Genomic DNA, 25,625 nt, shown 5'->3' with positions numbered 1-25,625 from the left:
TTGAATAAGTGTTCGAAATTGATCGGCTGTTGACCGTCTCGGGGCGCGAAATTCCGGCGTGAAGTGGCCCGCTGATCGCATCGGTCACAAAAAAAGCTCGAAATATCAGCCAGATCGTGCGACACACCGGCTCAATTGGCGGATGGCCTCACGCAAACCCCTCTACCGTGTGAGACGTGAGCAGCAGCGGCCTCATCTACGCAGTCATTGTCGGGGCCTGGGCCGCCTACCTGGTGCCCATGTGGCTCCGTAGGCAGGACGAGCTGAACGAGGCCCGTCCGACGGAACGCTTCAGCACCGCCATCCGGTTGCTGTCCGGACGAGCGGGCATGGAGCGCCGGTACGCCAAGGACCTGCGGGCGCGCTCCACCGACGACGGGGAGCCCGACCTCGCCGACCCGGACGCCGTCACCGACTCGGTGGACGTCCGGGCCTTCGCCGTACCCCCGACCCGCCCGCACACCCACGCGGCGGCCCGGGTACAGGCCCACGAGCCGGAACCCGAGCCCGAGTACGAGCCCGAGTACGACGGGGCGGAGCCCGCCCGGGAGAGCGAGCCGGCGCACGAGCCCGCACCGGCGCGCGCCCGCGTGCCGCAGGCCCGGCGCGCACCGTCCGCGTCCCCCGCGCCCTCCGCGCAGGCGGCCGAGGCGCGGGCCCGGCGCTCGAAGGTCCTCGCCCGGCGCCGGCGCACCACCGTGATGCTCTTCCTCGCCTTCACCCTGGGCGCGATCGTCGCCGCGGTCGGCGGGCTGGCGTTCCTGTGGGCGCCCGGCGTGCCCGCCGTGATGCTCAGCACCTACATCGCCTACCTGCGCCGGCAGGAGCGCCGCCGCTTCGCCTACCAGATGGACCGCCGCCGGGCCGAGGTCGCCGCCCAGCGGCTGCGCGAGCGCCAGCCGCGCCGGCGCACGCCCGTCGACACCGGCGCGCACGCCGGCGCCGAGGAGCCCGACGAGGCCCACGACTCCGCCACCGACACCGGACTGTCCGCGCTCGCCGCGGACCGGCGGGCCCTGGTGGAGCAGACCGACCACGCCGAGTGGGTCGACCAGCAGCGCGAGCGGCAGCGGCGGCCCGGCCAGGGCGACAGCTGGGACCCGGTCCCGGTCCCCCTGCCGACGTACGTCACCGCGCCGGTCGCCCCGCGCGCCACGGCCGACGTCGACCTCGGCGCCCCGGACGCCTGGAGCTCGGCACGCTCCAGCGCGGTGGCCCCGGAGCACCGCGAGGACCAGCCGGCCGCCGCGCACGACGGTTCGCTCGACGCCGGCGCGCAGGCCGCGCACCCCGGCGCCGACGACAAGCCCGCGGCCGACGGCCGCACCGACGCACGGCGCGCGGCCTCCGCGCGCCGGGCGCGCGAGCGGGGCCGCACCCCCCTCTTCGACCAGTACGAGGACGGCGACCGGCCGCGCGCGGCCAACGAGTGACCCCGCTCCCGGCCGTCCCGGAGCGGATTTCCGAGCACGCCGTGGGGGATGCTAAAGTTTCACTCGTTGCAAGGGCCTGTGGCGCAGTCCGGTAGCGCACCTCGTTCGCATCGAGGGGGCCAGGGGTTCAAATCCCCTCAGGTCCACGCAATGAGAGCCCCGGCGATCATCACGATCGCCGGGGCTCTCGCCTTTTCCCCCGCGGACGTTCCCTCAACGCCGCAGCGCCACCGCCGTCGTGACCGTCGCCGCGGCCACCGCCAGTGCCGCGCACGCCCCCGTCGCCGCGCCGAGCGCTCCCCACGGCACGGCCACCGCCGGCGCCGCGAGCAGCCGCAGGGCGACACCCGTACCGGCCGGCGTGACGACGGTCACCAGCAGGCCGAGCAGGGCGCCCGCCGCCACCACCGTCAGCGCCTCCACCGCCGCCAGCCGCAGAACCTGCGCGCGCGTGGCACCCGCCGGCCGCAGCGCCGTGAACTCCGCCACCCGGCCTGCCGCCACCACCGCGGGGTCCGTGCCGGCCCGCACCCGCACGTCGATCCGCTCCACCGGGGCGCCCGGCGCATTGGCCGGGGTGACGTACACGCCGTTGCCGCCGGTGCCGATGGCCAGGACGGCGGCGCTCCGCAGGGACCGGCGGGTGCCTCGGCAGCATCCTCACCACGCTGGACCTGCCGCCCGCGCAGGACGTGCACCGGCGCGTCCTGGCGGTGCTGGCGTTCCTGCGCGAGTGAGCGGCGACGGCGGCGCCCCGGGGAAGCGCCGTCCGACCCGTCCCCGCTGCGGACCGCTTGATCCGAACTACAGCGCCTTCGCGTAGCAGCGGCTCTCCGGGTAGTGCCGGTAGTAGCCGAACTTCTCGCAGGGCTCGTAGCCGCTGGAGGTGTACAGGGCGATCGCCTCGGGCTGCTTGGTGCCGGTCTCCAGGACCATGCGGATGCGGCCCGCCGCGCGGGCGTCCTCCTCCAGGGCGGCCAGCATGCGCCGGGCGAGCCCGCGGCCGCGCATGTCCGCGACCACGAACATCCGCTTCAGCTCGGCGTCGCCGTCCTGGTTGCCCTCGCCGTTCGCGTCCTGCCGGCGCCAGCCGCCGGTGGCGACGGGCCGCTCGAAGGCGTCGTACGCGATCAGGTACACGCCGTTCGGCGGCTCGAAGTCCGACGGGTGGAGGAAGGTGGCGTCGCCGCCGTCGCCGTAGCGCTCGTGGTACTCGGCCTGGACCTCGTCGTTGAGCTTGACGGCGTCGGGGTGGTCGAAGGGGACGCGACGTATAAACATGCTGGGCATCGTACTTCTATGCGGTCGGCGAGGTCGCGGGCTTTTCCGGACGGCAACCAGTGTGCCGGTATCGTGCCGGGGTGCTGACTGTGACCAGTGTGAACGTGAACGGGTTGCGGGCCGCCGCGAAGAAGGGCTTCGTGGAGTGGCTCGCCGGGACGGACGCGGACGTCGTCTGCCTCCAGGAGGTGCGGGCCGAACCGCACCAGCTGCCCGAGGAGGTCCGGCAGCCCGAGGGCTGGCACGTCGTGCACGCCCCGGCCGCCGCCAAGGGGCGCGCCGGCGTCTCCCTGTACACCCGGCGCGAGCCCGACCGGGTCCGCGTCGGCTTCGGCTCCGCGGAGTTCGACGGCAGCGGCCGCTACGTCGAGGCCGACCTGCCCGGTGTCACGGTCGCCTCCCTCTACCTGCCCTCCGGCGAGGTCGGCACCGAGCGGCAGGACGAGAAGGTCCGCTTCATGGGCGAGTTCCTCGCCTATCTGAAGGACCTGCGCGAGCGCGCCGCCGCCGACGGCCGCGAGGTGGTCGTCTGCGGCGACTGGAACATCGCCCACCAGCAGGCCGACCTGAAGAACTGGCGCGCCAACCAGAAGAACGCCGGCTTCCTGCCGGAGGAGCGCGAGTGGCTGACCCGCGTCCTCACCCCGGCCGACGGCGGCTACGTCGACGTGATCCGCGCCCTGCACCCGGACACCGAGGGCCCGTACACCTGGTGGTCCTACCGGGGCCGGGCCTTCGACAACGACAGCGGTTGGCGCATCGACTACCACGTCTCCACGCCGGGGCTCGCGGACCGGGCGGTCAAGGGGTACGTCGAGCGGGCGGCCACGCACGCCGAGCGCTGGTCGGACCACGCACCGGTGACGGTGGTGTACGACCTCTGACGCGCCGCGCCGGCCGGCGCCCACCCCCGCATGCTGAAGCCGCCGCGCCCTGACGCCCCTAGTCCCGCTTGCTGATCCTGCGGTCCAGGGCCAGGGACAGTTCCGCTTCCACCACGCTGCGGGCCAGGGGGCGGAGGCGGTGGAGGTCGGATTCCGTGGTGTGGCGGAGGATCAGGTCCGTGAAGAGGTCGGCGAGGGCGTCGGCGTGTTCGCGGACGCGGGCGCCGGCGGCGAGGACCTCGGCGAGGGGGATGCCCTCGCGGACGAGGGCCGAGGAGACGTCGAGCAGGCGGCGGCTGATGTGGACGATCTCGTCGCCGTCGGTGCCGAGGTAGCCGAGTTCGAGGGCGGCGGCGAGGTTCTCGGCGGTGACCTCGCCCTCGAAGCGGGCGGCGAGCTCCTCGGGGGTGAGGCGGACCGGTTCCTCCTCGGTGGGGGTGTCGACGCCGATCAGGTCGGCGACATTGCGGCCCTGGTCGAGGGCCTCGGCGAGTTCCGCGATGCCGTTCAGGGTGTGGCCGCGCTCCAGCAGCGCGGCGATCGTGCGCAGCCGGGCCAGGTGGTGGTCGTCGTACCAGGCGATGCGGCCTTCGCGGCGGGGCGGGGCGAGGAGTTTGCGCTCGCGGTAGAAGCGCAGGGTGCGCACCGTGATGCCGGCTTCCCTGGCCAGCTCCTCCATGCGGTATTCACGCTTCTCTGCCACAGGTCGAAGCCTATGGCGTACCGCCGGTAACTTTCCTCGCCCGCCCCCTACCCATCGGTACGGAGCTCCTCTACTCTCCCCATTGCGCCAGTGTTCACTGGCAGAGTCTGGCAGGGACCGGCAGAGTCCAAGAGCGAACGCGCGGAGGCTTCGGGATGGCCCAGGAACACGAGCATGTGCGGGTGGCGGTGATCGGGTCCGGGTTCGGCGGGCTCGGCGCCGCCGTGCGGCTGCGCCGCGAGGGGATCACGGACTTCGTCGTCCTGGAGCGGGCGAGCAGCGTCGGCGGCACCTGGCGGGACAACAGCTACCCCGGCTGCGCCTGCGACGTCCCCTCCCACCTGTACTCCTTCTCCTTCGCGCCCAACCCCGACTGGCCGCGCACCTTCTCCGGTCAGGAGCACATCCGCGCCTACCTGGAGCACGTCACCGACACCTTCCGGCTGCGCCCGCACCTCCGCTTCGACTCCGAGGTGAAGCGGATGACCTGGGACGCCGAGCGGCTGCACTGGCACATCGAGACCAGTTCGGGGGAGCTGACAGCCGACGTCGTCGTCTCCGCCACCGGTCCGCTGTCGGACCCGAAGATCCCCGACATCCCGGGGCTGGACACCTTCCCGGGCAAGGTCTTCCACTCCGCCCGCTGGGATCACGACTACGACCTGACCGGCAAGCGCGTCGCCATGATCGGCACCGGCGCCTCCGCGATCCAGATCGTGCCGTCGATCCAGCCGAAGGTCGGCCGGCTCACCCTCTTCCAGCGCACCCCGGCCTGGGTGATGCCGCGTGTCGACCGGGCGATCACCGGTGCCGAGCGCTGGCTGCACCAGCAGCTGCCGTTCACCACCAAGGCCCGCCGCGGTCTGCTGTGGGGCATCCGCGAGCTGCAGGTGCAGGCGTTCACCAAGCACCCCGACGAACTCGGCTTCGTCGAGCAGCTCGCCAAGCGCAACATGGCCCGCGCCATCAAGGACCCGGCCCTGCGGGCCAAGCTCACCCCCGACTACCGCATCGGGTGCAAGCGGATCCTGCTGTCCAGCACCTACTACCCGGCGCTCGCGCAGCCCAATGTCGACGTGGTGGCCAGTGGGCTGAGCGAGGTGCGCGGGTCCACCGTGGTCGCCGCGGACGGCACCGAGGCCGAGGTCGACGCGATCATCTTCGGCACCGGCTTCCACGTCACGGACATGCCGATCGCCGAGCGGGTGGTGGGCGCCGACGGGCGCACGCTCGCCGAGCACTGGAGCGGCGGCATGGAGGCGCTGCGGGGTGCGGCGGCCGCCGGGTTCCCGAACTGGATGACGATCATCGGGCCGAACACCGGCCTCGGGAACTCCTCGATGATCCTGATGATCGAGTCCCAGCTGAACTACATGGCCGACTATCTGCGCCAGCTGAACGTCCTCGGCGGCCGGGCGGCCCTCGACGCCCGCCCGAGCGCCGTGCACGCCTGGAACCGCCGGGTGCAGGAGCGGATGAAGCGCACGGTGTGGAACACGGGCGGGTGCACCAGCTGGTACCTGGACGCGAGCGGCCGCAACACGACCATCTGGCCGGGCACGACGAGCGAGTTCCGGCGGGCGACCCGGCGGGTGGACCTCGCCGAGTACGTCGTCCTGCGGCCACCGGCGGCGACGGCGGCAAAGTCGGCGAAGGCGGCGGAGCCCGCGCGGGAGACCGAGAGCGCCGGCACCGCGGAGGTGACCGCGTGAGCCGCCCCGCCCACGTCACCTCCGGCCCGTACGCGCCGCCGGACCCCGCCCGCACGCTCACCGTCACCTCCGCCGACGGCGCCCGCCTGCACGTGGAGGTGCACGGCCCGGTGGACGACCCGGACGCGCCGGCCGTCGTCCTCGCGCACGGCTGGACCTGCTCGACCGCCTTCTGGGCGGCGCAGATCCGCGCGCTGTCCGCCGACCACCGGGTCATCGCCTACGACCAGCGCGGCCACGGCCGCAGCCCGGCGAGCGCGGCCTGCAGCACCGACGCCCTCGCCGACGACCTCGAGGCCGTACTGGAGGCGACCCTCGCGCCCGGTGAGCGGGCGGTGATCGCCGGGCACTCCATGGGCGGCATGACGGTCATGGCGGCGGCGGAGCGGAAGGCGTTCCGCGAGCACGCGGCGGCCGTCCTGCTGTGCAGCACCGGCAGTTCGCGGCTGGTCGCCCAGTCCACCGTCGTGCCGATCCGGGCGGGGCGGCTGCGGACCTGGCTGACCCGGCACATCCTCGGCTCGCGCGCCCCGCTCGGGCCGGTCACGCCGCTCGCGCTGCGGATCCTCAAGTACGGGACGATGGGCCCGGGTTCGGCACCGCACATGGTCGAGGCGTGCGCGCGGATCGTGCACGGCTGCCCGCGCACCGCCCGGTACACCTGGTCGCAGGTGCTGGACGCGCTCGACCTGGACCACGGTGTCCGGGAGTTGAGGGTGCCCACGGCGATCGTCGCCGGCACCGCCGACCGGCTCACCCCGCCGGCGCACGCCCGCGCGCTGGCCGCCGCGCTGCCGGACTGCGTGGGCCTGACCGAGCTGCCGGGCATCGGCCACATGACGCCGGTCGAGGCGCCCGAGCTGGTCACCGGCAGGATCCGCGAGCTGGTCGCCGCACATGTACACGCACACGCCGAGGTCGAGGAGAGCGCATGAGCAAGGTGAGCCTGGAGGGGCAGGTCGCGGTCGTCACCGGCGCCGCGCGCGGGGTCGGTGAACTGCTCGCCCGCAAGCTGTCCGTGCGCGGCGCGAAGGTCGCGCTGGTCGGGCTGGAGCCGGAGGCGCTCAAGGAGGTCTCCGAGCGGCTGCACAGCGACAGCGCGTACTGGCACGCCGACGTCACCGACCACGAGGCGATGGCGCGGGTCGCGCAGGAGGTCAAGGAGCGGTTCGGCAAGGTCGACATCGTGGTCGCCAACGCCGGTGTGGCGACGGGCGGTCCGTTCGTCGACTCCGACCCCGACGCCTGGCGGCGGGTGATCGAGGTCAATCTGATCGGCTCGGCGGTGACCGCCCGCGCCTTCCTGCCGGTGCTGATGGAGAGCCGCGGCTACCTGCTGCAGGTCGCCTCGCTCGCCGCGATGACGCCGGCGCCCATGATGACGGCGTACTGCGCGTCCAAGTCGGGCGTGGAGGCGTACGCGCACAGCCTGCGCGCCGAAGTCGGCTACAAGGGCGTGCGGGTGGGGGTGGCGTATCTGTCGTGGACCGACACGGACATGGTGCGCGGCGCCGACCAGGACGAGGTGATGCGGGAGCTGCGGCAGCGGCTGCCCTGGCCGTCGAACAAGACGTATCCGCTGGGCCCGGCCGTGGACCGGATCGTCGCGGGCATCGAGCGCCGCTCCAGCCATGTGTACGGGCAGTGGTGGCTGCGCGGGATGCAGGGCGTGCGGGGGTATCTGCCGGGCGTCATCGGCACGGTGGGGCAGCGGGAGATGCGGCGGTTCGCGGACCGGCTCCAGGGCATGCGCACGGGGCTCGTCGGCGCGGGCGGCGCGGCCGATGAGCAGGAGCGCACCACGCTGCGTAACTGATCGACATGCGCAGGGTCACCGCCCGTGTGAATCTGGTCGAGGCCCCTTCGGGGGTCACCGACTCACCCACCACAGGAGTGAACCCACATGGGCATGAAGGACAAGTTCCAGGACCAGGCCGAGCAGTGGCAGAACCAGGCGCGCCAGAAGGGCGAGCAGGCTCGGGAGAAGCTGGGCAACCGCGGCTCGCAGCAGCCGCCGCAGCACCAGCAGCCGCGTGAGCGGGGCCGCCAGGAGGCGGACGACATGGAGCGCGAGATGGACGAGCGCTTCGACCGCGACGAGGACATGATCTGACCTCGGCCTGACTGGTACGGCGTGGGGTGCCCGGGTTTCCCGGGCACCCCACGTCCGTGTGCGCGCCCGCGCGCACGTCGGTGCGCTCCTGGTGTGCGCCCGCGCGAAACGCCTCGCGCCCCTGGTCCACGCCCGCGCGAACGGCGGCGCACGCCCGGGGGGTTACTGCCGGGGCGGCAGCTTGGGCCGTGCCCGGTTGGGCACGTTGCGGTAGTCCGGGGGAGAGGCCGGGGGGTTGGTCTCCAGCAGTTCCAGCGCGAGCCGTACGGCGTCGTCGAGCTGGGCGTAGCGGCCCTCGGCCCAGTCCAGCGGGGTGCGCAGCGCCTCGACGTCGGGGACGACCCCGTGGTTCTCGATGGACCAGCCGTAGGCGTCGAACCAGGCCGCGTTCATCGGCACCGTGATCACCGTGCCGTCGCCGAGGCGGTGCCGTCCGGTCATGCCGACCACGCCGCCCCAGGTGCGCTGGCCGACCACCGGCCCCAGCTTGAGCAGTTTGAACGCGGCCGTGATCATGTCGCCGTCCGAGGAGGTCGCCTCGTCGGCGAGCGCGACGACGGGCCCGCGCGGGGCGTTGGAGGCGTACGACACGGGCTGGGCGTTGCGGGTGAGGTCCCAGCCGAGGATGGTGCGGGTCAGCTTCTCCACGACGAGTTCGCTGATGTGGCCGCCGGCGTTGCCGCGTACGTCGACGATGAGCGCGGGCCGGGACATCTCCATGCGCAGGTCGCGGTTGAACTGGGCCCAGCCGGAGCCGCCCATGTCGGGGATGTGCAGGTACCCGCACCGGCCGCCGCTCAACTCGCGGACGACCTCGCGGCGTTTGGCCACCCAGTCCTGGTAGCGCAGGGGCCGTTCGTCGATGAGGGGGACGACGGCCACGCGCCGGGCGTGCGCCTCCTCGCCCTCCGCGACGGAGAACGTCAGCTCCACCGTGGTGCCGCCCGCGCCGGCGAGCAGCGGGTAGGGCCCCGCGACCGGGTCGACGGGGCGGCCGTCGACGTGGGTGAGGACCGCGCCCTCGCGGATGCCGGTGCCGGCGAGCGGGGAGCGGGCCTTGGAGTCGGAGGAGTCGCCGGGCAGGATCCGTTTGATCATCCAGGAGCCGTCGCGGCAGACGAAGTTGGCGCCGAGCAGGCCCTGCCAGCGCTGGTAGTGGGGCGGGCCCTCGTTGCGGCGGGCGGCGGTGACGTAGGCGTGCGAGGTGCCGAGTTCGCCGAGCACCTCGCGCAGCAGGTCGGCGAACTCGTCGGGGGAGGCGACCTGGTCGACCAGGGGCCGGTACTGCGCGAGCACCCCGTCCCAGTCGATGCCGCTCATGCCGGGGTCCCAGAAGTAGGCGCGGATGAGCCGGCCGGCCTCGTCGAAGGACTGGCGCCACTCGGCGGGCGGGTCGACCTCGTGCAGGATGCGCCGGAGGTCGATCCACACGGTGGAGTCGCTGTCGCCGGGTTCGGTGGCGGGTACCGCGCGCAGGTCGCCCTCGTCGGCGACGACCAGGCGGGTGCCGTCGCCGCTGACGGCGAAGTGGTCGAGGTGGCCGACGAGTTCGGTCTTCTTGGCCTTGGTGAGGTTGAAGTACTCCAGGGTGGGGCGGCCGGTGGTGTCGTCGGGGTTGACGAAGGTCTCGCCGAGCGCGCCGGAGATCGGCCAGCGCAGCCAGACCAGGCCGCCGCCGGCGACGGGGTACAGCGCCGAGTACTTGGAGGCGATGACGGGGAAGGGCACGACCCGGTTCGCCAGGCCCTCCACCTCGACGGTGACCTGCCCGTCGCCGCCCTCGTCCTCCAGCGGGTCCAGGCCGCCGGCGGCGGGCCGGCCCTCGGGGTTCAGGGCGAACGGGGAGGGGGTGGCCGAGGACAGCGGGACGAGGTAGGGGCGGCAGCCGAGCGGGAAGGACAGGTCGCCGGTGTGCACGTCGTACACGGGGTCGAAGCCGCGCCAGGACAGGAAGGCGAGGTAGCGGCCGTCGCGGGTGAAGACGGGGTTCTCGTCCTCGAAGCGGCCGTTGGTGACGTCGACGACGAGGTGGTCCGCCTGTCCCCGCCCGGAGATGCGGGCCATCTTGATCTGCCGCAGTGACCGCCCGATGCCCGGGTGGGACCAGGTCAGCCACGCCCCGTCCGGGGAGAACGCGAGGTCGCGCACGGGCCCGTTGACGGACCGGATCACCTCGGTGACCTCGCCCTCGCCGTCCTCGCTCGCGTCGAGCAGCAGCAGCCGCCCGTCGTGCGAGGCGATCGCGAGGCGTTCGCCGTCGGGGTCGGCGACCATCTCCAGCACCCGGCCCAGCGCGCCGGAGGCCAGCCGGCGCGGGGCGCGCTCGCCGGTGGTGCGCGGCAGGTAGGCGATCTCGACGGCGTCCTCGCCCTCGGCGTCGGTGACGTAGGCGACCTGCCCGCCGGAGCCGAGCATCTCGGGCAGCCGGACGCGGACGCCGGGGGTGTCGGCGATGGTGCGGGCGGGGCCGTCGCGGTGGGTGAGCCAGTACAGGCTGCCGCGGACGACGACGGCGCTGGCGCGGCCGGTCTCGTCGACGCTCAGCCCGTCCACGTGCTGGGCGGCCGGGACCTGGTAGGGCCGCCGGCCGGTGCGCGGGCCGCTGAGGCGGACGTCGAGGCGGCGCGGCTCGGAGTCGGGGGAGAGGTCGTCGACGATCCACAGCTCGCCCGCGCACTGGTAGACGACGCGGCTGCCGTCGCTCGCGGCGTGGCGGGCGTAGAAGGCGTCGTGGTCGGTGTGGCGGCGCAGGTCGGAGCCGTCGTGGGCGCAGGAGTAGAGGTTGCCGACGCCTTCGTGGTCGGAGAGGAAGGCGATGCGGTCGCCGACGAACATCGGGGAGGACAGGTGGCCGCCGACGTCGGCGAGCAGTCGGCGTCCGTGCAGCCACAGCCGGCCCATGGCGCCGCCGCGGTAGCGCTTCCAGGAGGCCGGTTCGTGCGGCGGGGTGCCGGTGAGCAGCAGCGACTTGCGCTCCCCGGCGAAGTCGGCGACCTGGACGTCGGTGACCGGGCCCCAGGGGAGTTTGCGGCCGGGGTCGCCGTCGGTGGTGACCTTGTAGGCCCAGGTGAAGTAGGAGAACGGCTCGCCGTGGGAGGCGACGGCGAGGATGTCGCCGTCGGGGGTCCAGCCGGTCACCCGGGTGTCGGAGCTGCCCCAGTAGGTGAGCTGGCGGCTGGTGCCGCCGTCCGCCGGTTCCAGGTGGATCTCGGGGTCGAGGGTGCGCCAGCTGGTGTAGGCGACGAGGCGGCCGTCGGGCGAGATGCGCGGGTGGGCGGCCTTGGTGCGGTCGGCGGTCAGCCGCCAGGCGCGTTCCCGTCCGTCGAGCGGGGCCAGCCACAGGTCGTCCTCGGCCACGAAGCACAGCAGTTCGCCATGGAGGTGGGGCATACGGAGATAGCTCACCTCCCCATGCTTTTCCGCGTCAGGGGCCCGGGCAACTCGTCGAGGGCCCCTTATGTGCCGCTGACAACCGTGACCCACGACACGAACGAAACCGTTTCGTTTCGCTTGTGGGGTGCGCTACCTTGTTCGTGTACGAAACCGTGTCGTTCAATCAGCAGGGAAGGCGGTGAGCGGACATGACCGAGGCCACCACGGCGCGGCGCAGCCGCATCACCCCCGAGCGTGAGGCCGAGCTGTACGAGGCCGTGCTCGACCTGCTGCGCGAGGTCGGCTACGACGCCCTCACCATGGACGCCGTCGCCGCCCGCACCCGGTCCAGCAAGGCCACGCTCTACCGCCAGTGGGGCGGCAAGGCCGAACTGGTCGTGAAGGCCATCCGGCACACCAAGCACGGCCGGATCGACGAGATCGACACCGGCTCCCTGCGGGGCGACCTGCACGCCCTGGTGCGGCTGGAGGACGACTGCACCCTCCAGCAGAACTCCGCGCTGATGCGGGGCGTCGCCATGGCGATGCACCACAACGCGGACCTGCGGGAGGCGTTCCGCGCCCAGCTGGTCGAACCGGAGATGTCCGGCTTCCACCAGGTGATCCAGCGCGCGATCGACCGCGGCGAGGTCCGCCCGGACTGCCCCGCGCTCGACTTCCTGCTGCACATGATGGTCGGCGGCTTCGCCACCCGGGCGCTGCTCGACGACCAGCCGCCCACGCAGGCCTTCCTCACCTCGTACATCGACGCCGTGGTCCTCCCCGCCCTCGGCGTCCCCGTCTCCTAGCAGTCCCCTCCCAGCAAGCCCATCCTCTGACGTCACCGCTCACGTCGTCGGGCTGATCATCCCTGCCCTGCAACCCCACGACTTGACCGGGAGTACGCCCTCGTGGCCACGTTCCTCTACAAACTGGGCCGCCTCGCCTTCCGGCGACGGCACTTCGTCGCCCTGATCTGGGTGGCGCTGCTGACGCTCGCCGGCGTCGGCGCCGCGTCCGCGCCCGCAGCGGGCACCACGTCCTTCTCCATCCCCGGCACCGAGGCCCAGAAGGCCTTCGACCTGCTGGAACAGCGCTTCCCCGGGGCCAGCGCCGACGGCGCCACCGCCCGGGTCGTCTTCAAGGCGCCCGCCGGGCAGAAGATGACCGACGCCGGCACCAAGGCGAGCGTGGAGAAGACCGTCAAGGAGCTGTCCACCGGCTCCGAGGTCGCCTCCGTCGCCGACCCCTACACCGGGCACGCCGTCAGCAAGGACGGCACGATCGCGTACGCCTCGGTGAAGTACGAGGTCTCCGGCATGGAGCTGAAGGACTCCTCCCGGGACGCCCTGAAGGACGCCGCCCAGCACGCCCGTGACGCCGGGCTGACCGTGGAGGTCGGCGGCGACGCGCTGTCCGCCGCGCCCGAGACCGGGGCCACCGAGGTCATCGGCATCGGCATCGCCGCGGTCGTCCTCGTCATCACCTTCGGCTCGCTGCTCGCGGCCGGGCTGCCGCTGCTCACCGCGCTCATCGGTGTCGGCATCGGCGTCTCCTCCATCACCGCGCTCGCCAGCACCCTGGACCTCGGCTCCACCACGTCCACCCTGGCGACGATGATCGGCCTCGCCGTCGGCATCGACTACGCCCTGTTCATCGTCTCCCGCTACCGCGCCGAACTCGCCGAGGGCCGCGAGCGCGAGGAGGCCGCCGGCCGGGCCGTCGGAACCGCGGGCTCCGCCGTGGTCTTCGCCGGCCTCACCGTCGTCATCGCCCTGGTCGGCCTGTCCGTCGTCAACATCCCGATGCTGACGAAGATGGGCGTCGCCGCCGCCGGCACGGTCGCCATCGCCGTCCTGATCGCCCTGACGATGATCCCGGCGCTGCTCGGCTACGCCGGCAAGAGGGTCAAGCCGGCCGGGCAGAAGTCCAAGCTGCTCGGCGGGGGCCGCACCCCGAAGAAGGCCGGCCGCCCCAACATGGGCACGCGCTGGGCCAGCTTCGTCGTCCGCCGCCCCGTCGCCGTCCTGCTCCTCGGCGTCGTCGGCCTCGGCGCGGCGGCCGTCCCGGCGGCCTCCCTCGAACTCGGCCTGCCCGACGACGGCTCGCAGCCGGTGTCCACCACCCAGCGGCGCGCCTACGACCTGCTGTCGGAGGGCTTCGGGCCCGGCTTCAACGGGCCGCTGATGCTCGTCGTCGACGGCAAGGACGCGCAGTCCCCCGGCGCCGCCTTCGACAAGGTCGGCGCCGAGATCAAGGGCCTGAAGGACGTCGTCACCGTCACCCCGGCGCAACCGAACAAGGCCGGCGACACCGCCACCATCACGGTGATCCCGAAGTCGAAGCCGTCCTCCACGCAGACCGAGGACCTGGTCCACGCCATCCGCGACAAGGGCACGGACCTCGCCTCCGAGACCGGCGCCAAGGTGCTGGTCACCGGCTCCACGGCGATGAACATCGACGTCTCGCAGAAGCTGAACGACGCGCTCGTGCCGTACCTGGTGCTGGTCGTGGGCCTGGCGTTCCTGCTGCTGATCGTGGTCTTCCGCTCGATCCTCGTCCCGCTGAAGGCGGCCCTCGGCTTCCTGCTCAGCGTGCTCGCGGCGCTCGGCGCGGTCGTCGCGGTCTTCCAGTGGGGCTGGCTGTCCTCGCTGATGGGCGTCGAGCAGACCGGCCCGGTGATGTCGATGATGCCGATCTTCATGGTCGGCGTGGTCTTCGGCCTGGCGATGGACTACGAGGTGTTCCTCGTGACCCGGATGCGGGAGGCGTACGTCCACGGTGAGAAGCCGAGCCAGGCCGTCGTGACCGGCTTCAAGTACGGCGCCCGGGTCGTCACCGCGGCCGCGGTCATCATGATCGCCGTCTTCTCCGGGTTCATCGGCTCCAGCGAGTCCATGGTGAAGATGATCGGCTTCGGTCTCGCGATCGCCGTCTTCTTCGACGCCTTCGTGGTGCGCATGGCGCTCGTCCCGGCCGTCCTCGCCCTGCTCGGCAAGCGGGCCTGGTGGCTGCCGAAGTGGCTGGACCGCGCCCTGCCCAACGTCGACGTCGAGGGCGAGGGCCTGCGCACCTCCGGCGACACCGGCCGGCGCGACACGGACGAAGAGCTGGTCCGCGCCTGACACGGCGCGGCTGACACAGACCGCCGGTGAGGGTTCCGTGGGGACGGGGCGCCCTCACCGGCTTCTTCGTGCCGCCGACCGCCGGGTGCGGCCTTCGTGCCGCCGACCGCCGGTTGCGGCCGGCGTCAGGAGATGGCGCGCAGCCGCCCCTGCCCGGTGTGCCGCAGTTGCTCCACCGCTGCGGCCGTGGCCTCGTCCGCCGGCAGGAAGACGACGATCTGCTGCGCGTCCGCCGTCAGGTCGAGCGTCTCGCGGCGCAGCCGCAGCGCGTGCCCCGCGGGGTGGTTCAGCCGCAGGTCACCGCGGCGGGGGACGACGTGCCGGTTCAGCCGCCGGGTGAACTCCGGTCCGGCGGCGGGCGCCAGCTCCGCGCTCAGCCACTCGCTGTGCTCCACGGCCGGCCCGAGCCACAGATCGAACGCCTGCTCGTCGGCGACGGCGTCCCAGTCGGCGAAGACCGTGCGGGCGCGCGGGTCGGTGAAGACGTAGCGGGTGAGGTTCGGGGCACTGGAGTCCAGCAGCCCGGTGTCGCGCGTCACCGCCTCGAAGGTGCTGGTCCGGGCGAGGAGGTCGCCGAGCCGGTTGGTGACCACCGCGATGCCCGGTTCCAGCAGGCGCAGGGTGTCCAGCACGGCGGGCCGCACCTGCCGGGGTGCCGGGGCGGGGCCGGTGTGCGCGCTGCAGGCACCGCCGGTGATCTTCGCCAGGTAGCGCAGGTGGGCGCGTTCGGCCGCGTCCAGGCTGAGCGCGTCGGCGAGCGCGTTGACGACGGCTGGGGACGGGTTGCGGTCACGGCCCTGCTCGATCCGGGTCAGATACTCGACGCTGATCCCGGCCCGCGCGGCGAGATCCTGGCGGCGCAGGCCCGGTGCGCGCCGGCGGCTGCGGTCGGGCAGACCCAGCGTCTCGGGCTGGAGACTGTCCCGCTTGGTCCTGATGAAGTCCCCCAACGGCGTTCCCATGCCCCGAGGTTAGGACGTGGCCGTGGTGCGCGGGGAGACCTCAGGGTGGCCCTGCGGGGGCCAGCCTGAGCCCGGTCTGGTTACGGAGGCGCGGCACTCCGAGGGTGGTGGTCATGGACAACGACACCACGCAGCAGACCGGCAGCGACACCACCCAGCAGACCGGCAACGGCCCGCACAAGCTCGCGATCATCGTCGGCAGCGTCCGTGAGGGACGGTTCGGCCCGACCGTGGCCTCCTGGGTCGCCGAACAGGCCCGCGCCCACGGCGGATTCGACGTCGACGTCATCGACCTGGCCGGGATCGACATCCCGCTCGCCCTGCCCGCCGAGTCCCCGAAGTTCGCCGGCGACTCCTACCCCCGCCCGGCCGGGATGGCACGGCTGACCGAGGCACTTGAGAGCGCCGATGCGTTCATCGTCGTCACCCCGGAGTACAACCACAGCTACCCCGCCTCCCTGAAGGCGGCCATCGACTGGCACTTCACGCAGTGGACCGCCAAGCCGGTCGCCTTCGTCAGCTACGGCGGCGCGGCCGGCGGCCGCCACGCGGTGCTGCACCTGGAGAACGTGCTCACGGAGCTGCACGCGGTGACCATCCGCGACGGCCTCGCCTTTCCGAACTACTTCACCGCCTGGCAGGACGGCCGCCCGCTCGACGAGGCGGCCGAGGGGTACGCCAAGACCCTGCTGGACCAGCTGTCCTGGTGGGCGGGCGCCCTCAGCGCGGCCCGCGAGGCGCAGCCGTACCCCGTGTGACGCGGCACCCGGCGGCACCCGGGACAGGACCGCGCCCGGCTGGATGCGGGTGGGCGGGCCGAGGAGCACCCTGGAAGCAGGCGCTTCGGAGGTGATCGGCATGACGATGCACACCGCTGTGGGATGGCACGTGGAGCTGGAGTTCAACGAGGACGACCTGCACACGCGCGCGGTGGCGCTGGTGCGGCTGCCCGACGGCTCGGAGGTACGGGCCCACGGCAGCGCCACGCGGCACCGCACCGACTCCAATCAGCCGCGGGTCGGGGAGGAGATCGCCGGTGCGCGGGCGCTGAACGAACTCGCGATGCGGCTGCTGACCAAGGCGCACGACGAGATCGACGAGGCGTCGGGCCGCACGTCGCACCCGATCCACGTGTGAGCGGCACGCCCCGGCCGCAAACGGGCGCGCGCGGCCAGGACAGCACGCCCCGGCCGCAAGCGGGCAACCGCGGCTAGGACAGCACGCCCCGCAGGGCCCGCAGCAGGGCCTGGGCCCTCGGGTCCGCCGTCACGCTCTTCCTGAAGCCGTTGGTGACATAGCCGAAGGCGATGCCCGAGGCGGGGTCGGCGAACCCGAGGGAGCCGCCGCGGCCGGGATGGCCGAAGGAGCCGTCGCCGAGCAGCGGGGAGGCGCTGCCGTGCAGCATGGGACCGAGCCCGAAGCGGGTGTTGACCACCAGCACCCGGTCCGGGCCGGCCGACTGCTCGCCGCGCGCCAGCTCCAGGGTGTCCGGCGTGAACAGCCGCCTGCCGCCGTCGACCTCGCCGATCAGCGCGGCGTAGATCCGGGCCAGCCCGTCGGCGGTGGCGACGCCGGTGGAGCCCGGCAGGGCGGCCGCGCGGTAGGCGGGGTCGTTCTCGTCGGGCGCGGGGGAGATCGCGCCGAAGGCACGCAGCGTCAGCGACGCGGGGTCCGCGTAGGCCTCGGCGACCGCGCGCTTGGGCCGGGTGCGCAGCCCGCCCGCCTCGGGGGCGGTGACCGGTCCGACGCGGCCCACGCGCGCGTCCACCTCCGCCGGCGGCCCCAGCCAGAAGTCCGCGCCCACCGGCTGCGCGATCTCGCGCGCGATCCACTCGCCGGGGGCACGGCCGGTGACGCGGCGGATCAGCTCGCCGGTGAGCCAGCTGTAGGTGTGCGCGTGGTAGCCGTGGTCGGTGCCGGGCTCCCACAGGGGTGCCTGTGCCGCGACGGCCGCCGCGGCCCGGTCCGGGTCGGCGGCTTCCGCCAGGGTCAGCGGGCGGTCCAGTACGGGGATGCCGGCGCGGTGGGCGAGCACGTGCCGCACGAGGGTGCGCTCCTTGCCGGCCGCCTTGTACTCGGGCCAATAGGTGCCGACGGGCGCGTCCAGGTCGAGCTCGCCGCGCTGGTGCAGCAGCAGGAGCGCGGCGGCGGCGACGCCCTTGGTGGCCGAGCGGACGATCTGGGCCGTGTCCCGCTCCCAGGGTGCGGTGCCGTCGACGTCGCGGGTGCCGCCCCACAGGTCGACGACCTTGCGCCCGTCCCGGTAGACGGCGAGCGCGGCGCCCTTCTCGCCGAGCGCCGTGAAGCCGCGGGCGAACGCCTCCCTGACCGGCTCGAAGCCCTCCGCCACCGCTCCGTGCACGTCCACGTCCGCACTCCCTCCGACTCGCCTGCGACGTCCCGGTCAACACCGGCGGGCGGCCTGCGATTCCTTGGTCCCGCTACCCGAGAAGGATCGTTACGTCGATGTTGCCCCGGGTGGCGTTGGAGTACGGGCAGACCTCGTGGGCCGCGTCGACGAGCCCGGCGGCGATCTCGGGGTCCAGGACGGGCAGGGAGACGCTGAGGGCGACCGCGAGGCCGTAGCCGCGCTGCCGGTTGGGGCCGAGGCCGACCTTGGCGGCGACGGTGGAGCCGGTGAGGTCGTAACCGGAGCGGTTGCCGACGAGGATCAGCGCGTTGTGGAAGCAGGAGGCGTAGCCGGCCGCGAACAGCTGCTCCGGGTTGGTGCCGTTGCCGTCGCCGCCGAGCTGCGGCGGCATCGCGACCCGCAGGGAGAGCTGCCCGTCCTGGCTGGTCACATAGCCGTCCCGGCCCCCGTGCGCGGTGGCCTCGGCGACGTACAGGATCTTCGTCGGACGGCTGTCGGGTCGTGCGGCTGCCGCGACGTCGTCGGCCATGGTGGACCTCCCCGGAAAACCAGTGCGCACAAGTACATCGCGCACAAGGTACTGGCCGGTAGCATCCCGTCCGCCCCCAGGGGGCGTGACCGTGGGTAAGGCGAGGTCAGTGCCGGTCGGCCGCCGCCTGGGCCCGGGCCGCCAGCCGGTGCAGCTCCTCGCGCAGGCGCGCGATCTCCGCCAGATCGAGGCCGGTCGCGCTCACCAGGGTGTCCGGGACGTGCGCCGCCCGCTCCCTGAGCTGCTCGCCCCGGCCGGTGCAGGTGACCCGGACGGTGCGCTCGTCGCGCGCGGTGCGCTCCCGGTGGACCAGACCGGCCGTCTGAAGCCGCTTGAGCAGCGGGGAGACCGTGCCGTAGTCCAGGCGCAGGGCCTCGGTCAGCTCCTTGACCGTGACCTCGCCGCGCTCCCACAGCACCAGCAGCACCAGGTACTGCGGGTAGGTCAGGCCCAGGTCCTCCAGCAGCGGGCGGTAGGCGGCCGTCACCGCGCGCTGGGCCGCGTACAGCGCGAAGCACAGCTGGTGGTCCAGGCGCGGGGAGGACTCGTCGTGGCGCGTCACGCGCCCATTGTCACGGAGCGCGGATCGAAGCCGAACGGCAGCTCCAGCCGGTGGGCGCGCATCAGCTCCTCGTCGGAGAGCAGCTCGGCGGTCTTGCCGTCCGCCGCGATCACGCCGTCGCTGAGGATCAGCGAGCGCGGGCACAGCTCCAGGGCGTAGGGCAGGTCGTGGGTGACCATCAGGACCGTCACGTCCAGGGAGCTCAGGATGTCGGCCAGCTCGCGGCGGGAGGCCGGGTCGAGGTTGGACGACGGCTCGTCCAGGACCAGGATTTCCGGCTCCATCGCGAGGACGGTGGCGACCGCGACCCGGCGGCGCTGGCCGAAGGACAGGTGGTGCGGCGGCCGGTCCTTGAACTCCGCCATGCCGACCCGCTCCAGCGCGCGGTCCACGCGCTGCTCCAGCTCCGCGCCCTTCAGCCCGGCCGCCGCCGGCCCGAATGCGACGTCCTCGCGGACGGTCGGCATGAACAGCTGGTCGTCGGGGTCCTGGAAGACGATGCCGACCTTGCGCCGGATCTCCGCCATGTTCCGCTTGTCCACGCTCAGGCCGGCGACCTTCACGGTGCCCATCCCGCCGGACAGGATGCCGTTGAGGTGCAGCACGAGGGTCGTCTTGCCGGCGCCGTTCGGCCCGAGCAGCGCGACGCGTTCGCCGCGCGCGAGGGAGAAGTCCACGCCGAACAGGGCCTGGTGCCCGTCGGGGTACGCGAAGGCCAGTCCGGCCACTTCCAGTGAAGGGGTCACAGGAACCATCCCAGCAGACAGACGACCAGAGCCGAACAGGGGAGGGCCAGCGCCTGCGACCACTGCGCGCGCGAGGCGGTGACCTCGTCGATCACCGGCATCGACCCGGCGTATCCGCGGCTGACCATGGCCAGGTGGACGCGTTCCCCGCGCTCGTAGGAGCGGATGAACAGGGCGCCCGCCGACTTCGCGAGCACGCCCCAGTGCCGCACGCCCCTGGCCTCGAAGCCGCGCGACTCGCGGGCGATGCGCATACGGCGCATCTCGTCGGTGATGACGTCGCCGTAGCGGATCATGAAGGACGCGATCTGCACCAGCAGCGGCGGCAGTTTCAGCCGCTGCAGGCCCAGCAGCAGCTCGCGCAGTTCGGTGGTGGCGGCGAGCAGCACGGACGCGGCGACGCCGAGCGTGCCCTTGGCGAGCACGTTCCAGGCGCCCCACAGGCCGTTGACGCTCAGCGACAGCCCGAGGACGTCGACCCGCTCCCCCTCGGCGACGAACGGCATGAGTACCGCGAACGCGACGAACGGCACCTCGATCAGCAGCCGTTTGAGCAGGAATCCTGCGCCCACGCGCGCGTGGTACGCCACGACGGCGAGCAGGACGGCGTACAGCGCGAACGCCCACATCGCCTCGCGCGGCGTCGAGACGACGACGACCACGAAGGCGAAGGCGGCGGCCAGTTTGGTGTGCGGCGGCAGCGCGTGCACCGGTGTGTGCCCGTGCCGGTAGAGCCGGTGCGCGTGCCCGGCGCCCATGTCAGACGTTCTCCACGGTCGTCGACGCCGGCGACACGTCGTCGCTGCGGCGCCGGCGCACGGCCCAGAAGACGGCGCTGCCCGCGACGACGGTCACGCCGACCCCGATCACGCCCGCGAGACCGCCGGAGAGCCGGGCGTCCTGGATGTCCTTCACGCCGTAGTCGGCGAGCGGCGAGCCGGCGGAGGCGTGCTCCTTCGCCTTCTGGTCGATGCCCTGGTCGTGGGCGACCTTCTCCAGCCCGTCGGGGCTGGCGGAGGCGTAGAAGCTGACGAAGCCGGCCAGCACCAGGGAGGTGACCAGCCCGGTGATCCACAGCCTGCGCCGCGAGGTGCGCGCCGCGACGGGCGTGGTGACCGGCGTGGGCGCGTCCACCAGCTCCCCGCCGACCCGCAGCTTCAGCCGCTGCCGCAGGCCCCGCGCGCCGTACACGAGGTCGGGGCGTACGGCGATGACGGCGCCGACGGTCAGCGCGGTGATCGCCGCCTCGCCGATGCCGATGAGGACGTGCACGCCGATCATCGCGGTGGCGACCTTGGCCAGGGAGACGTCGGTGGTGCCGCCGAGGGCGTAGATGGCGGTGAAGGCGAGCGCGGCGGCCGGCACGGACAGCAGCGCGGCGACGAAGGTGGCGACGGTGACCGAGCGGCGGCTCCGGGGCATCACCTTCACCAGGCCGCGGAAGACGGCGTAGGCGACGACGGTGGTGACGATCGCCATGTCGGTGATGTTCACGCCGAGCGCGGTCAGGCCGCCGTCGGCGAAGAGGATGCCCTGCATGAGCAGGACGACCGAGACGCACAGCACGCCCGTGTACGGGCCGACCAGGATCGCGGCGAGCGCGCCGCCCAGCAGGTGACCGCTGGTGCCGGCGGCGACGGGGAAGTTCAGCATCTGCACCGCGAAGATGAACGCGGCGACCAGCCCGGCCAGCGGGGCGGTGCGCTCGTCCAGCTCGCGGCGGGCGCCGCGCAGGCTCACGGCGATCGCGCCGGCGGCGACGACGCCGGTCGCGGCGGAGACCGGGGCGTTGATGAATCCGTCAGGTACGTGCACCGTTCGATGATAGTGGCTTAATGCGAACTACTTGCAAGAGCGAGTCGATGGTCGTCCGGTCATCTCAGATGTGAGATGGCGCTCAGCAGGGCGTAACCGGTCTCATGTGGGACATTGGTAAAGGAAGTGGATCCACGGCTTTCACATAGGTCACCGAGCGTAAGGGGCCGTCCGATGTCTGTAGTCGAGCAGTACGCACGAGCCCACATCGTCACGGACGCGGACCCCGAGGAGGACACCGCGATACCGGTGGTCCTGCGCTACGACCCCGAGGCGGACCCGCGCTCCGTGCGCGTCGGACTGCCCGGCACCGACGAGTGGACCTTCTCCCGCACCCTGCTGGAACAGGGCCTGAGCGCCCCGGTCGGCACCGGCGAAGTACGCGTCTGGCCGTGCGGCCGGGTCGGGGCCGTCGTCGAGTTCCACTCCGCGCGGGGCGTCTCCGTCGTCCAGTTCGAGACGAAGACGCTGCTCCGCTTCCTGCGGCGCACCTACCTGGCCGCCGTCTGAGCCGTCCTCCGGGCGCACCCGCCCGACGGCCCGCCTGCCCGCGGGCTCAGCCCATCCGCAGCAGCGAGGCCACGATCGGCCCGGCCGTGTCACCGCCGTGCCCGCCGGCCTGCACCACACCGGCCGCCGCGAGATCGCCCTTGTACGCGGTGAACCAGCCGTTCGGCTTGTCCTGGTTGTCGACCTCCGCCGAGCCCGTCTTCGCGCCGTAGTCGGGGCCGAGCCCGGACATCGCCTCCGCCGCCGTGCCCGCCGCCGCCGTGTACCGCATCAGCTCGCGCAACTGGGCCAGCGTGCCCGGGGACAGCGAGCGCGTGGCGTGGGCCAGGCTGCGGCCGTCCACCTCCGGGGAGACCAGGTAGGGCTGGTGAAAGGAGCCGGACTGCACGGTCGCGGCGACCGACGCCATGTTCAGCGGGTTCATCCGCACCCCGCCCTGCCCGATCAGCGAGGCCGCCTTCTGTGCCGCCGACTGCACCGGCACCGAGCCGTCGAAGGACGGCACTCCGATCGCCCAGTTGTTCATCGACAGGCCGAACACCTGCTGGGCCTGCCGGGTCAGGTCGGAGTTGTCCAGCTTCGGGGCCTGGCTGATGAAGGCGGTGTTGCAGGAGCGGGCGAAGCTCGCCTTGAACGTCCCGCCTCTGATCTCGAACTCGTCGTCGTTCTGGAACTTCCAGCCGCCGTAGGTGAAGTACTTCGGGCACGGGTGCTGCTTCTCCGCCGACGCCAGGCCCTTGTCGATCAGCAGCGACGACGTGATGATCTTCATCGTGGAGCCGGGTGCGAGCGAGCCCTGCAACGCGGTGTTGAAGCCGTGGCCGCTGTTGGCGACGGCGAGGATCTCACCGGTCGAGGGCCGCAGCACGACCACGGACGCCCGGGCCCGCTTGGCCACCTGCTGCTCGGCCGCCGCCTGCAGCCGCGGGCTCAGCGTCGTCTTGACCGTGCCCGGCGTGCCCTTGCTCAGCTCCAGCAGCGTCTTGTCGGAGAGCTTGTTCGCCTTGGACTCCTTGCCGCGCACCACGCGCAGCTCGATGCCCGCCTTGCCGCCGGCCTTCTTGCCGTACTTCTCGCGCAGTCCGTCCAGCACCGAGCCCAGGGACGGGTACTTCGCCTCGGTGATCTCGCCGCCCGCGCGGTCCAGCGCCTTCACCGGCGGCGTGCCCGACTCGCCGGTGACCAGCGTGTCGCCGTCGGCGAGGTCGGGGTGGACGACGTTCGCGTGCCAGTCGACGTAGGGCTTGCCGTCCTCGGTGCTGCGCACCACGGTGAGCGCGCCGGCGTAGCCGATCGGCTTGCTCACGCCCTGGTAGCTCACCGTGCCCTTCACGGTGAACGGCACCTTGTCGCCCTGCGGGACGCCGGGGGTGAGGGTGACGCCCTGCACGTGGGCGTCCTTGGTGAAGCCGGTCAGCAGGGCGGTGGCGGCGCCGGCGTCGTCGGTGGCGGCGGCCGCCTGCGGGATGCGGCCCTGCTGCCAGGACGTCAGAAAGGAGCGGGCGGTGGTGGTGACCTCGGCCGCGGACAGCGGGCCGGTCTTGACCGTCTTCTTGTGGGCCGCGGCCTGCGTCGCCGTGTTGTCCTCGGCCGCCGCGCCGCCGCCGTACAGCGCGTAGGCGCCGATACCGGCCCCGCCGACGACCACGGCGATCATCCCGCCGACCACGGCGGGCCTGCTCCTGTGTCGCTCGGCGACGCGTCGTCTCTTGCCCACTGCTCCGTGTTCCTCCGCGCTTGTGACCGGGACCGCCCCTGTCCTGACGTCAGGACCTCGCCCCACTGCCCTCGTTGCCCTCACACACCCCAACGACGGCGACCAGCCTAGAGTCCCGTCCTCGGTGGGCGACGTCAGCCGCCCACTCGTAGCACGCTTGCGACAATCGGCCCGGCCGCGTCGCCGCCGTGCCCGCCCTCCTGGGTCATGGCCGCGGCGGCGACGTCGCCCCGGTAGCCGGTGAACCAGCTGTCGGACTTCGCCTGCCCGTCGACCTCCGCCGAGCCGGTCTTGGCGCCGATCCGGCCGCTCAGCCCGGCCATCGCGCGGGCCGCGGTGCCGCTGGTCGCGGTGCGGTTCATCATCGCGCGCAGCTGGCGCACGGTGTCCGGCGACAGCCCGCGGGCCTGGGCCAGCTCGCGGTCGTCCAGGCTCTGCGGCACGATCACCGGCTGGTGGAAGGCGCCGGTCATCGCGGTCGCCGTGACGGAGGCCATGTTCAGCGGGTTCATCTGCACCTGGCCCTGCCCGATCAGGCCCGCCGCCTTGTCGGGCCCCTCCACGGCCGGGACCGAGCCGTCGAAGGACGGGATGCCGGTCTGCCAGTTGTCCTGCCCGAGGCCGAAGCGCTCGGTGGCCTCCCGGTTCAGCGAGTCGGTCTTCAGGTCGTCGGTGAACTTGATGAAGGCGGTGTTGCAGGAGCGGGCGAAGCTCTCCGACAGCGTCGCCTTCTCGTTCGGCGCCATGCCGGTGAGGTTGTGGAAGGTCTGGCCCTCCCACAGCGCGTCGGGCGGGCAGGGCGCGGGCCCGTTCGCCGTGGTCAGGCCGTTGTCGATGAGCGTGGCCGCGCTGATGATCTTCATCGTGGAGCCCGGCGCGACCTTGCCCAGGAAGGCGGCGTTGAAGGCGTCGGCGCGGTGGTTGGCGACCGCCAGCACCTCGCCGGTGCTCGCCTTGACGGCGACCACGGAGGACTCGGCGTAGTTCTTGACGGCCTTCTCGGCAGCGGCCTGCACCGGCGCGCTCAGCGTGGTGCGCAGCTTGCCGGCCTTGCCCTGGGACAGGGTGAGCAGACTGGTGTCCGGGGTGCTCGCGTCGGCGTGGTGGATGCTCAGCTCGATGCCCGGCCGGCCGCCCGCCTGCTCGCCGTACTTGGCCCGCAGCTCGTCCAGGATCGGCCCGAGCGAGGGGTACTTCTCCTTCGTCAGGACCACGCCGTCGCGGTCCACGGCCTCCACCGGCGGGGCCGACGCCTCACCGGTGACCAGGGTGTCGTCCATGCCGGTCAGCTGCGGGTGCACCACGGAGGGCTGCCAGTCCACCAGCGCCCGCCCGGTGGTCAGCCCGCGCACGACGGTGAGCCGGCTGCCGTAGCTCAGCGGTTTGCTGCTGCCCCCGTATGACACCGTTGCCTTCACCGTGAACGGCACGGTCGTGCCGCTCGCCCGGCCCGGTGTGATCTTGACGTCGGTGAGATGGGCCTCCCGGCCGAAGGAGGCCAGCAGCGGCTCGGCCTTCACCGCGTTGTTCGTGTACGACGCCGCCTCGGCGGGCTGTCCCTCGGCCCACGCGGCGAAGAACTTCCGCGTGGTCTCCTCCACCTCGCCGGCGCCGGGCGGCCCGGTCCGGGTCGCCGCCGTGCCGCTCGACGCGCTCCCGCCGTCGCCGTCGAGCGCCGAGAGGATGTTGTACGCCCCGTAGCCCGCGCCGCCCACCATGGTGCCGAGCACCACCGTGACGATGCCGGCCTTGACCCCCGTACGCATGACGCGTCCCTCCCCGTGTCCTCC

24 protein-coding genes, 1 tRNA gene and 1 pseudogene are annotated in these 25,625 nt (G+C 72.8%); 13 read left to right on the top strand and 13 right to left on the bottom strand.

The annotated features are described in order from the left end of the window. The first annotated feature begins 176 nt into the window (after positions 1–176). Both glpR and ACF1AL_RS28660 read left to right on the top strand, forming a co-directional pair. Positions 177–1,433: a gephyrin-like molybdotransferase receptor GlpR gene (glpR, locus tag ACF1AL_RS28665; RefSeq protein WP_391707355.1), complete on the top strand. Its 1,257-nt coding sequence runs from the start codon at positions 177–179 to the stop codon at positions 1,431–1,433. A 72-nt stretch (positions 1,434–1,505) separates the two neighbouring features. After that, positions 1,506–1,579: transfer RNA gene (locus ACF1AL_RS28660), tRNA-Ala, on the top strand. A gap of 67 nt (positions 1,580–1,646) precedes the next feature. On the opposite strand, the gene ACF1AL_RS28655 is transcribed toward ACF1AL_RS28660, so the two are convergent. After that, entirely contained in the window at positions 1,647–2,021 is a 375-nt protein-coding gene (locus ACF1AL_RS28655; protein WP_391821177.1) for a hypothetical protein, read from the bottom strand. 56 nt (positions 2,022–2,077) lie between these two features. On the opposite strand from ACF1AL_RS28655, the pseudogene ACF1AL_RS28650 reads away from it, so the two are divergent. Then, a pseudogene (locus ACF1AL_RS28650) lies at positions 2,078–2,170 on the top strand (DNA-binding response regulator); the annotation flags it as partial. 67 nt (positions 2,171–2,237) lie between these two features. On the opposite strand, the gene ACF1AL_RS28645 reads toward ACF1AL_RS28650, so the two are convergent. Continuing rightward, positions 2,238–2,714 (bottom strand): GNAT family N-acetyltransferase, encoded by a 477-nt coding sequence (locus tag ACF1AL_RS28645; protein ID WP_366835609.1) that lies wholly within the window; start codon positions 2,712–2,714, stop codon positions 2,238–2,240. An 80-nt stretch (positions 2,715–2,794) separates the two neighbouring features. On the opposite strand from ACF1AL_RS28645, the gene ACF1AL_RS28640 reads away from it, so the two are divergent. Further along, complete coding sequence (locus tag ACF1AL_RS28640) at positions 2,795–3,598, top strand: exodeoxyribonuclease III (RefSeq protein ID WP_391821176.1); 804 nt, start codon at positions 2,795–2,797, stop codon at positions 3,596–3,598. Positions 3,599–3,656: 58 nt separating this feature from the next. Here ACF1AL_RS28640 and ACF1AL_RS28635 read toward each other — a convergent pair whose 3' ends face one another. Then, positions 3,657–4,277, bottom strand: coding sequence for a MerR family transcriptional regulator (locus ACF1AL_RS28635; RefSeq protein WP_366835771.1), 621 nt, complete (start codon positions 4,275–4,277; stop codon positions 3,657–3,659). Positions 4,278–4,456: 179 nt separating this feature from the next. Between ACF1AL_RS28635 and ACF1AL_RS28630 the strand changes: the two genes are divergently transcribed. The 4 genes from ACF1AL_RS28630 (at position 4,457) to ACF1AL_RS28615 (ending at position 8,126) form a co-directional block, all read left to right on the top strand. Further along, positions 4,457–6,013, top strand: a complete 1,557-nt coding sequence (locus ACF1AL_RS28630; protein WP_386583577.1) for a flavin-containing monooxygenase — start codon at positions 4,457–4,459, stop codon at positions 6,011–6,013. After that, on the top strand, positions 6,010–6,948 hold the full coding sequence (locus tag ACF1AL_RS28625; protein ID WP_391828032.1) for an alpha/beta fold hydrolase: 939 nt from the start codon (positions 6,010–6,012) through the stop codon (positions 6,946–6,948). The genes ACF1AL_RS28630 and ACF1AL_RS28625 overlap by 4 nt, the downstream gene beginning before the upstream one ends. Continuing rightward, entirely contained in the window at positions 6,945–7,829 is an 885-nt protein-coding gene (locus ACF1AL_RS28620) for an SDR family oxidoreductase (RefSeq protein ID WP_391707342.1), read from the top strand. Before ACF1AL_RS28625 ends, ACF1AL_RS28620 begins: the two co-directional genes overlap by 4 nt. Positions 7,830–7,916: 87 nt before the next feature. After that, entirely contained in the window at positions 7,917–8,126 is a 210-nt protein-coding gene (locus ACF1AL_RS28615; protein ID WP_366835613.1) for a hypothetical protein, read from the top strand. 162 nt (positions 8,127–8,288) lie between these two features. Here ACF1AL_RS28615 and ACF1AL_RS28610 read toward each other — a convergent pair whose 3' ends face one another. Further along, entirely contained in the window at positions 8,289–11,531 is a 3,243-nt protein-coding gene (locus tag ACF1AL_RS28610) for a S41 family peptidase (RefSeq protein WP_391828030.1), read from the bottom strand. Positions 11,532–11,707: 176 nt separating this feature from the next. Here ACF1AL_RS28610 and ACF1AL_RS28605 point away from each other — a divergent pair, with 176 nt between their 5' ends. Both ACF1AL_RS28605 and ACF1AL_RS28600 read left to right on the top strand, forming a co-directional pair. Next, on the top strand, positions 11,708–12,307 hold the full coding sequence (locus ACF1AL_RS28605; protein WP_366835615.1) for a TetR/AcrR family transcriptional regulator: 600 nt from the start codon (positions 11,708–11,710) through the stop codon (positions 12,305–12,307). A gap of 102 nt (positions 12,308–12,409) precedes the next feature. Beyond that, entirely contained in the window at positions 12,410–14,623 is a 2,214-nt protein-coding gene (locus tag ACF1AL_RS28600) for an MMPL family transporter (protein WP_391828028.1), read from the top strand. A gap of 125 nt (positions 14,624–14,748) precedes the next feature. On the opposite strand, the gene ACF1AL_RS28595 is transcribed toward ACF1AL_RS28600, so the two are convergent. Beyond that, the gene (locus ACF1AL_RS28595) at positions 14,749–15,585 is read right to left on the bottom strand and encodes a helix-turn-helix transcriptional regulator (RefSeq protein WP_366835617.1); all 837 of its coding nucleotides are present in this window, start codon (positions 15,583–15,585) and stop codon (positions 14,749–14,751) included. Positions 15,586–15,698: 113 nt separating this feature from the next. Between ACF1AL_RS28595 and ACF1AL_RS28590 the strand changes: the two genes are divergently transcribed. Together ACF1AL_RS28590 and ACF1AL_RS28585 are read left to right on the top strand one after the other, a co-directional pair. Further along, a complete protein-coding gene (locus ACF1AL_RS28590) occupies positions 15,699–16,343 on the top strand; it encodes an NADPH-dependent FMN reductase (RefSeq protein WP_391828026.1) in 645 nt (214 codons plus the stop codon). Positions 16,344–16,443: 100 nt separating this feature from the next. Next, the gene (locus ACF1AL_RS28585; RefSeq protein ID WP_384211717.1) at positions 16,444–16,722 is read left to right on the top strand and encodes a DUF1876 domain-containing protein; all 279 of its coding nucleotides are present in this window, start codon (positions 16,444–16,446) and stop codon (positions 16,720–16,722) included. Between the two features lie 73 nt (positions 16,723–16,795). Here ACF1AL_RS28585 and ACF1AL_RS28580 read toward each other — a convergent pair whose 3' ends face one another. The 6 genes from ACF1AL_RS28580 to ACF1AL_RS28555 all read right to left on the bottom strand — a co-directional run bounded on the left by ACF1AL_RS28580 (position 16,796) and on the right by ACF1AL_RS28555 (position 21,608). Continuing rightward, on the bottom strand, positions 16,796–17,953 hold the full coding sequence (locus tag ACF1AL_RS28580; protein ID WP_391821172.1) for a serine hydrolase domain-containing protein: 1,158 nt from the start codon (positions 17,951–17,953) through the stop codon (positions 16,796–16,798). A gap of 73 nt (positions 17,954–18,026) precedes the next feature. After that, complete coding sequence (locus tag ACF1AL_RS28575; protein ID WP_366835621.1) at positions 18,027–18,485, bottom strand: organic hydroperoxide resistance protein; 459 nt, start codon at positions 18,483–18,485, stop codon at positions 18,027–18,029. Positions 18,486–18,591: 106 nt separating this feature from the next. Further along, the gene (locus tag ACF1AL_RS28570; protein WP_391660769.1) at positions 18,592–19,047 is read right to left on the bottom strand and encodes a MarR family winged helix-turn-helix transcriptional regulator; all 456 of its coding nucleotides are present in this window, start codon (positions 19,045–19,047) and stop codon (positions 18,592–18,594) included. Then, positions 19,044–19,802, bottom strand: coding sequence for an energy-coupling factor ABC transporter ATP-binding protein (locus ACF1AL_RS28565; protein WP_391821171.1), 759 nt, complete (start codon positions 19,800–19,802; stop codon positions 19,044–19,046). The genes ACF1AL_RS28570 and ACF1AL_RS28565 overlap by 4 nt, the downstream gene beginning before the upstream one ends. Then, positions 19,790–20,551: a cobalt ECF transporter T component CbiQ gene (gene cbiQ / locus ACF1AL_RS28560; protein WP_366835624.1), complete on the bottom strand. Its 762-nt coding sequence runs from the start codon at positions 20,549–20,551 to the stop codon at positions 19,790–19,792. Before cbiQ ends, ACF1AL_RS28565 begins: the two co-directional genes overlap by 13 nt. 1 nt (position 20,552) lies before the next feature. Beyond that, positions 20,553–21,608, bottom strand: a complete 1,056-nt coding sequence (locus ACF1AL_RS28555; RefSeq protein WP_391707246.1) for an energy-coupling factor ABC transporter permease — start codon at positions 21,606–21,608, stop codon at positions 20,553–20,555. 174 nt (positions 21,609–21,782) lie between these two features. On the opposite strand from ACF1AL_RS28555, the gene ACF1AL_RS28550 reads away from it, so the two are divergent. After that, positions 21,783–22,118: an SsgA family sporulation/cell division regulator gene (locus ACF1AL_RS28550; RefSeq protein ID WP_366835626.1), complete on the top strand. Its 336-nt coding sequence runs from the start codon at positions 21,783–21,785 to the stop codon at positions 22,116–22,118. 46 nt (positions 22,119–22,164) lie between these two features. On the opposite strand, the gene ACF1AL_RS28545 is transcribed toward ACF1AL_RS28550, so the two are convergent. Together ACF1AL_RS28545 and ACF1AL_RS28540 are read right to left on the bottom strand one after the other, a co-directional pair. Beyond that, a complete protein-coding gene (locus ACF1AL_RS28545) occupies positions 22,165–23,835 on the bottom strand; it encodes a penicillin-binding transpeptidase domain-containing protein (protein WP_391821170.1) in 1,671 nt (556 codons plus the stop codon). A 134-nt stretch (positions 23,836–23,969) separates the two neighbouring features. After that, entirely contained in the window at positions 23,970–25,601 is a 1,632-nt protein-coding gene (locus ACF1AL_RS28540; RefSeq protein WP_391707240.1) for a penicillin-binding transpeptidase domain-containing protein, read from the bottom strand. Positions 25,602–25,625 lie beyond the last annotated feature (24 nt).

It is taken from the genome of Streptomyces sp. NPDC014801, from assembly GCF_043082085.1.
Taxonomy (GTDB): Bacteria; Actinomycetota; Actinomycetes; order Streptomycetales; family Streptomycetaceae; genus Streptomyces.
The sequence above is the reverse complement of the archived record's forward strand: the minus strand, read 5'-3'. Positions and strand labels throughout refer to the sequence as shown.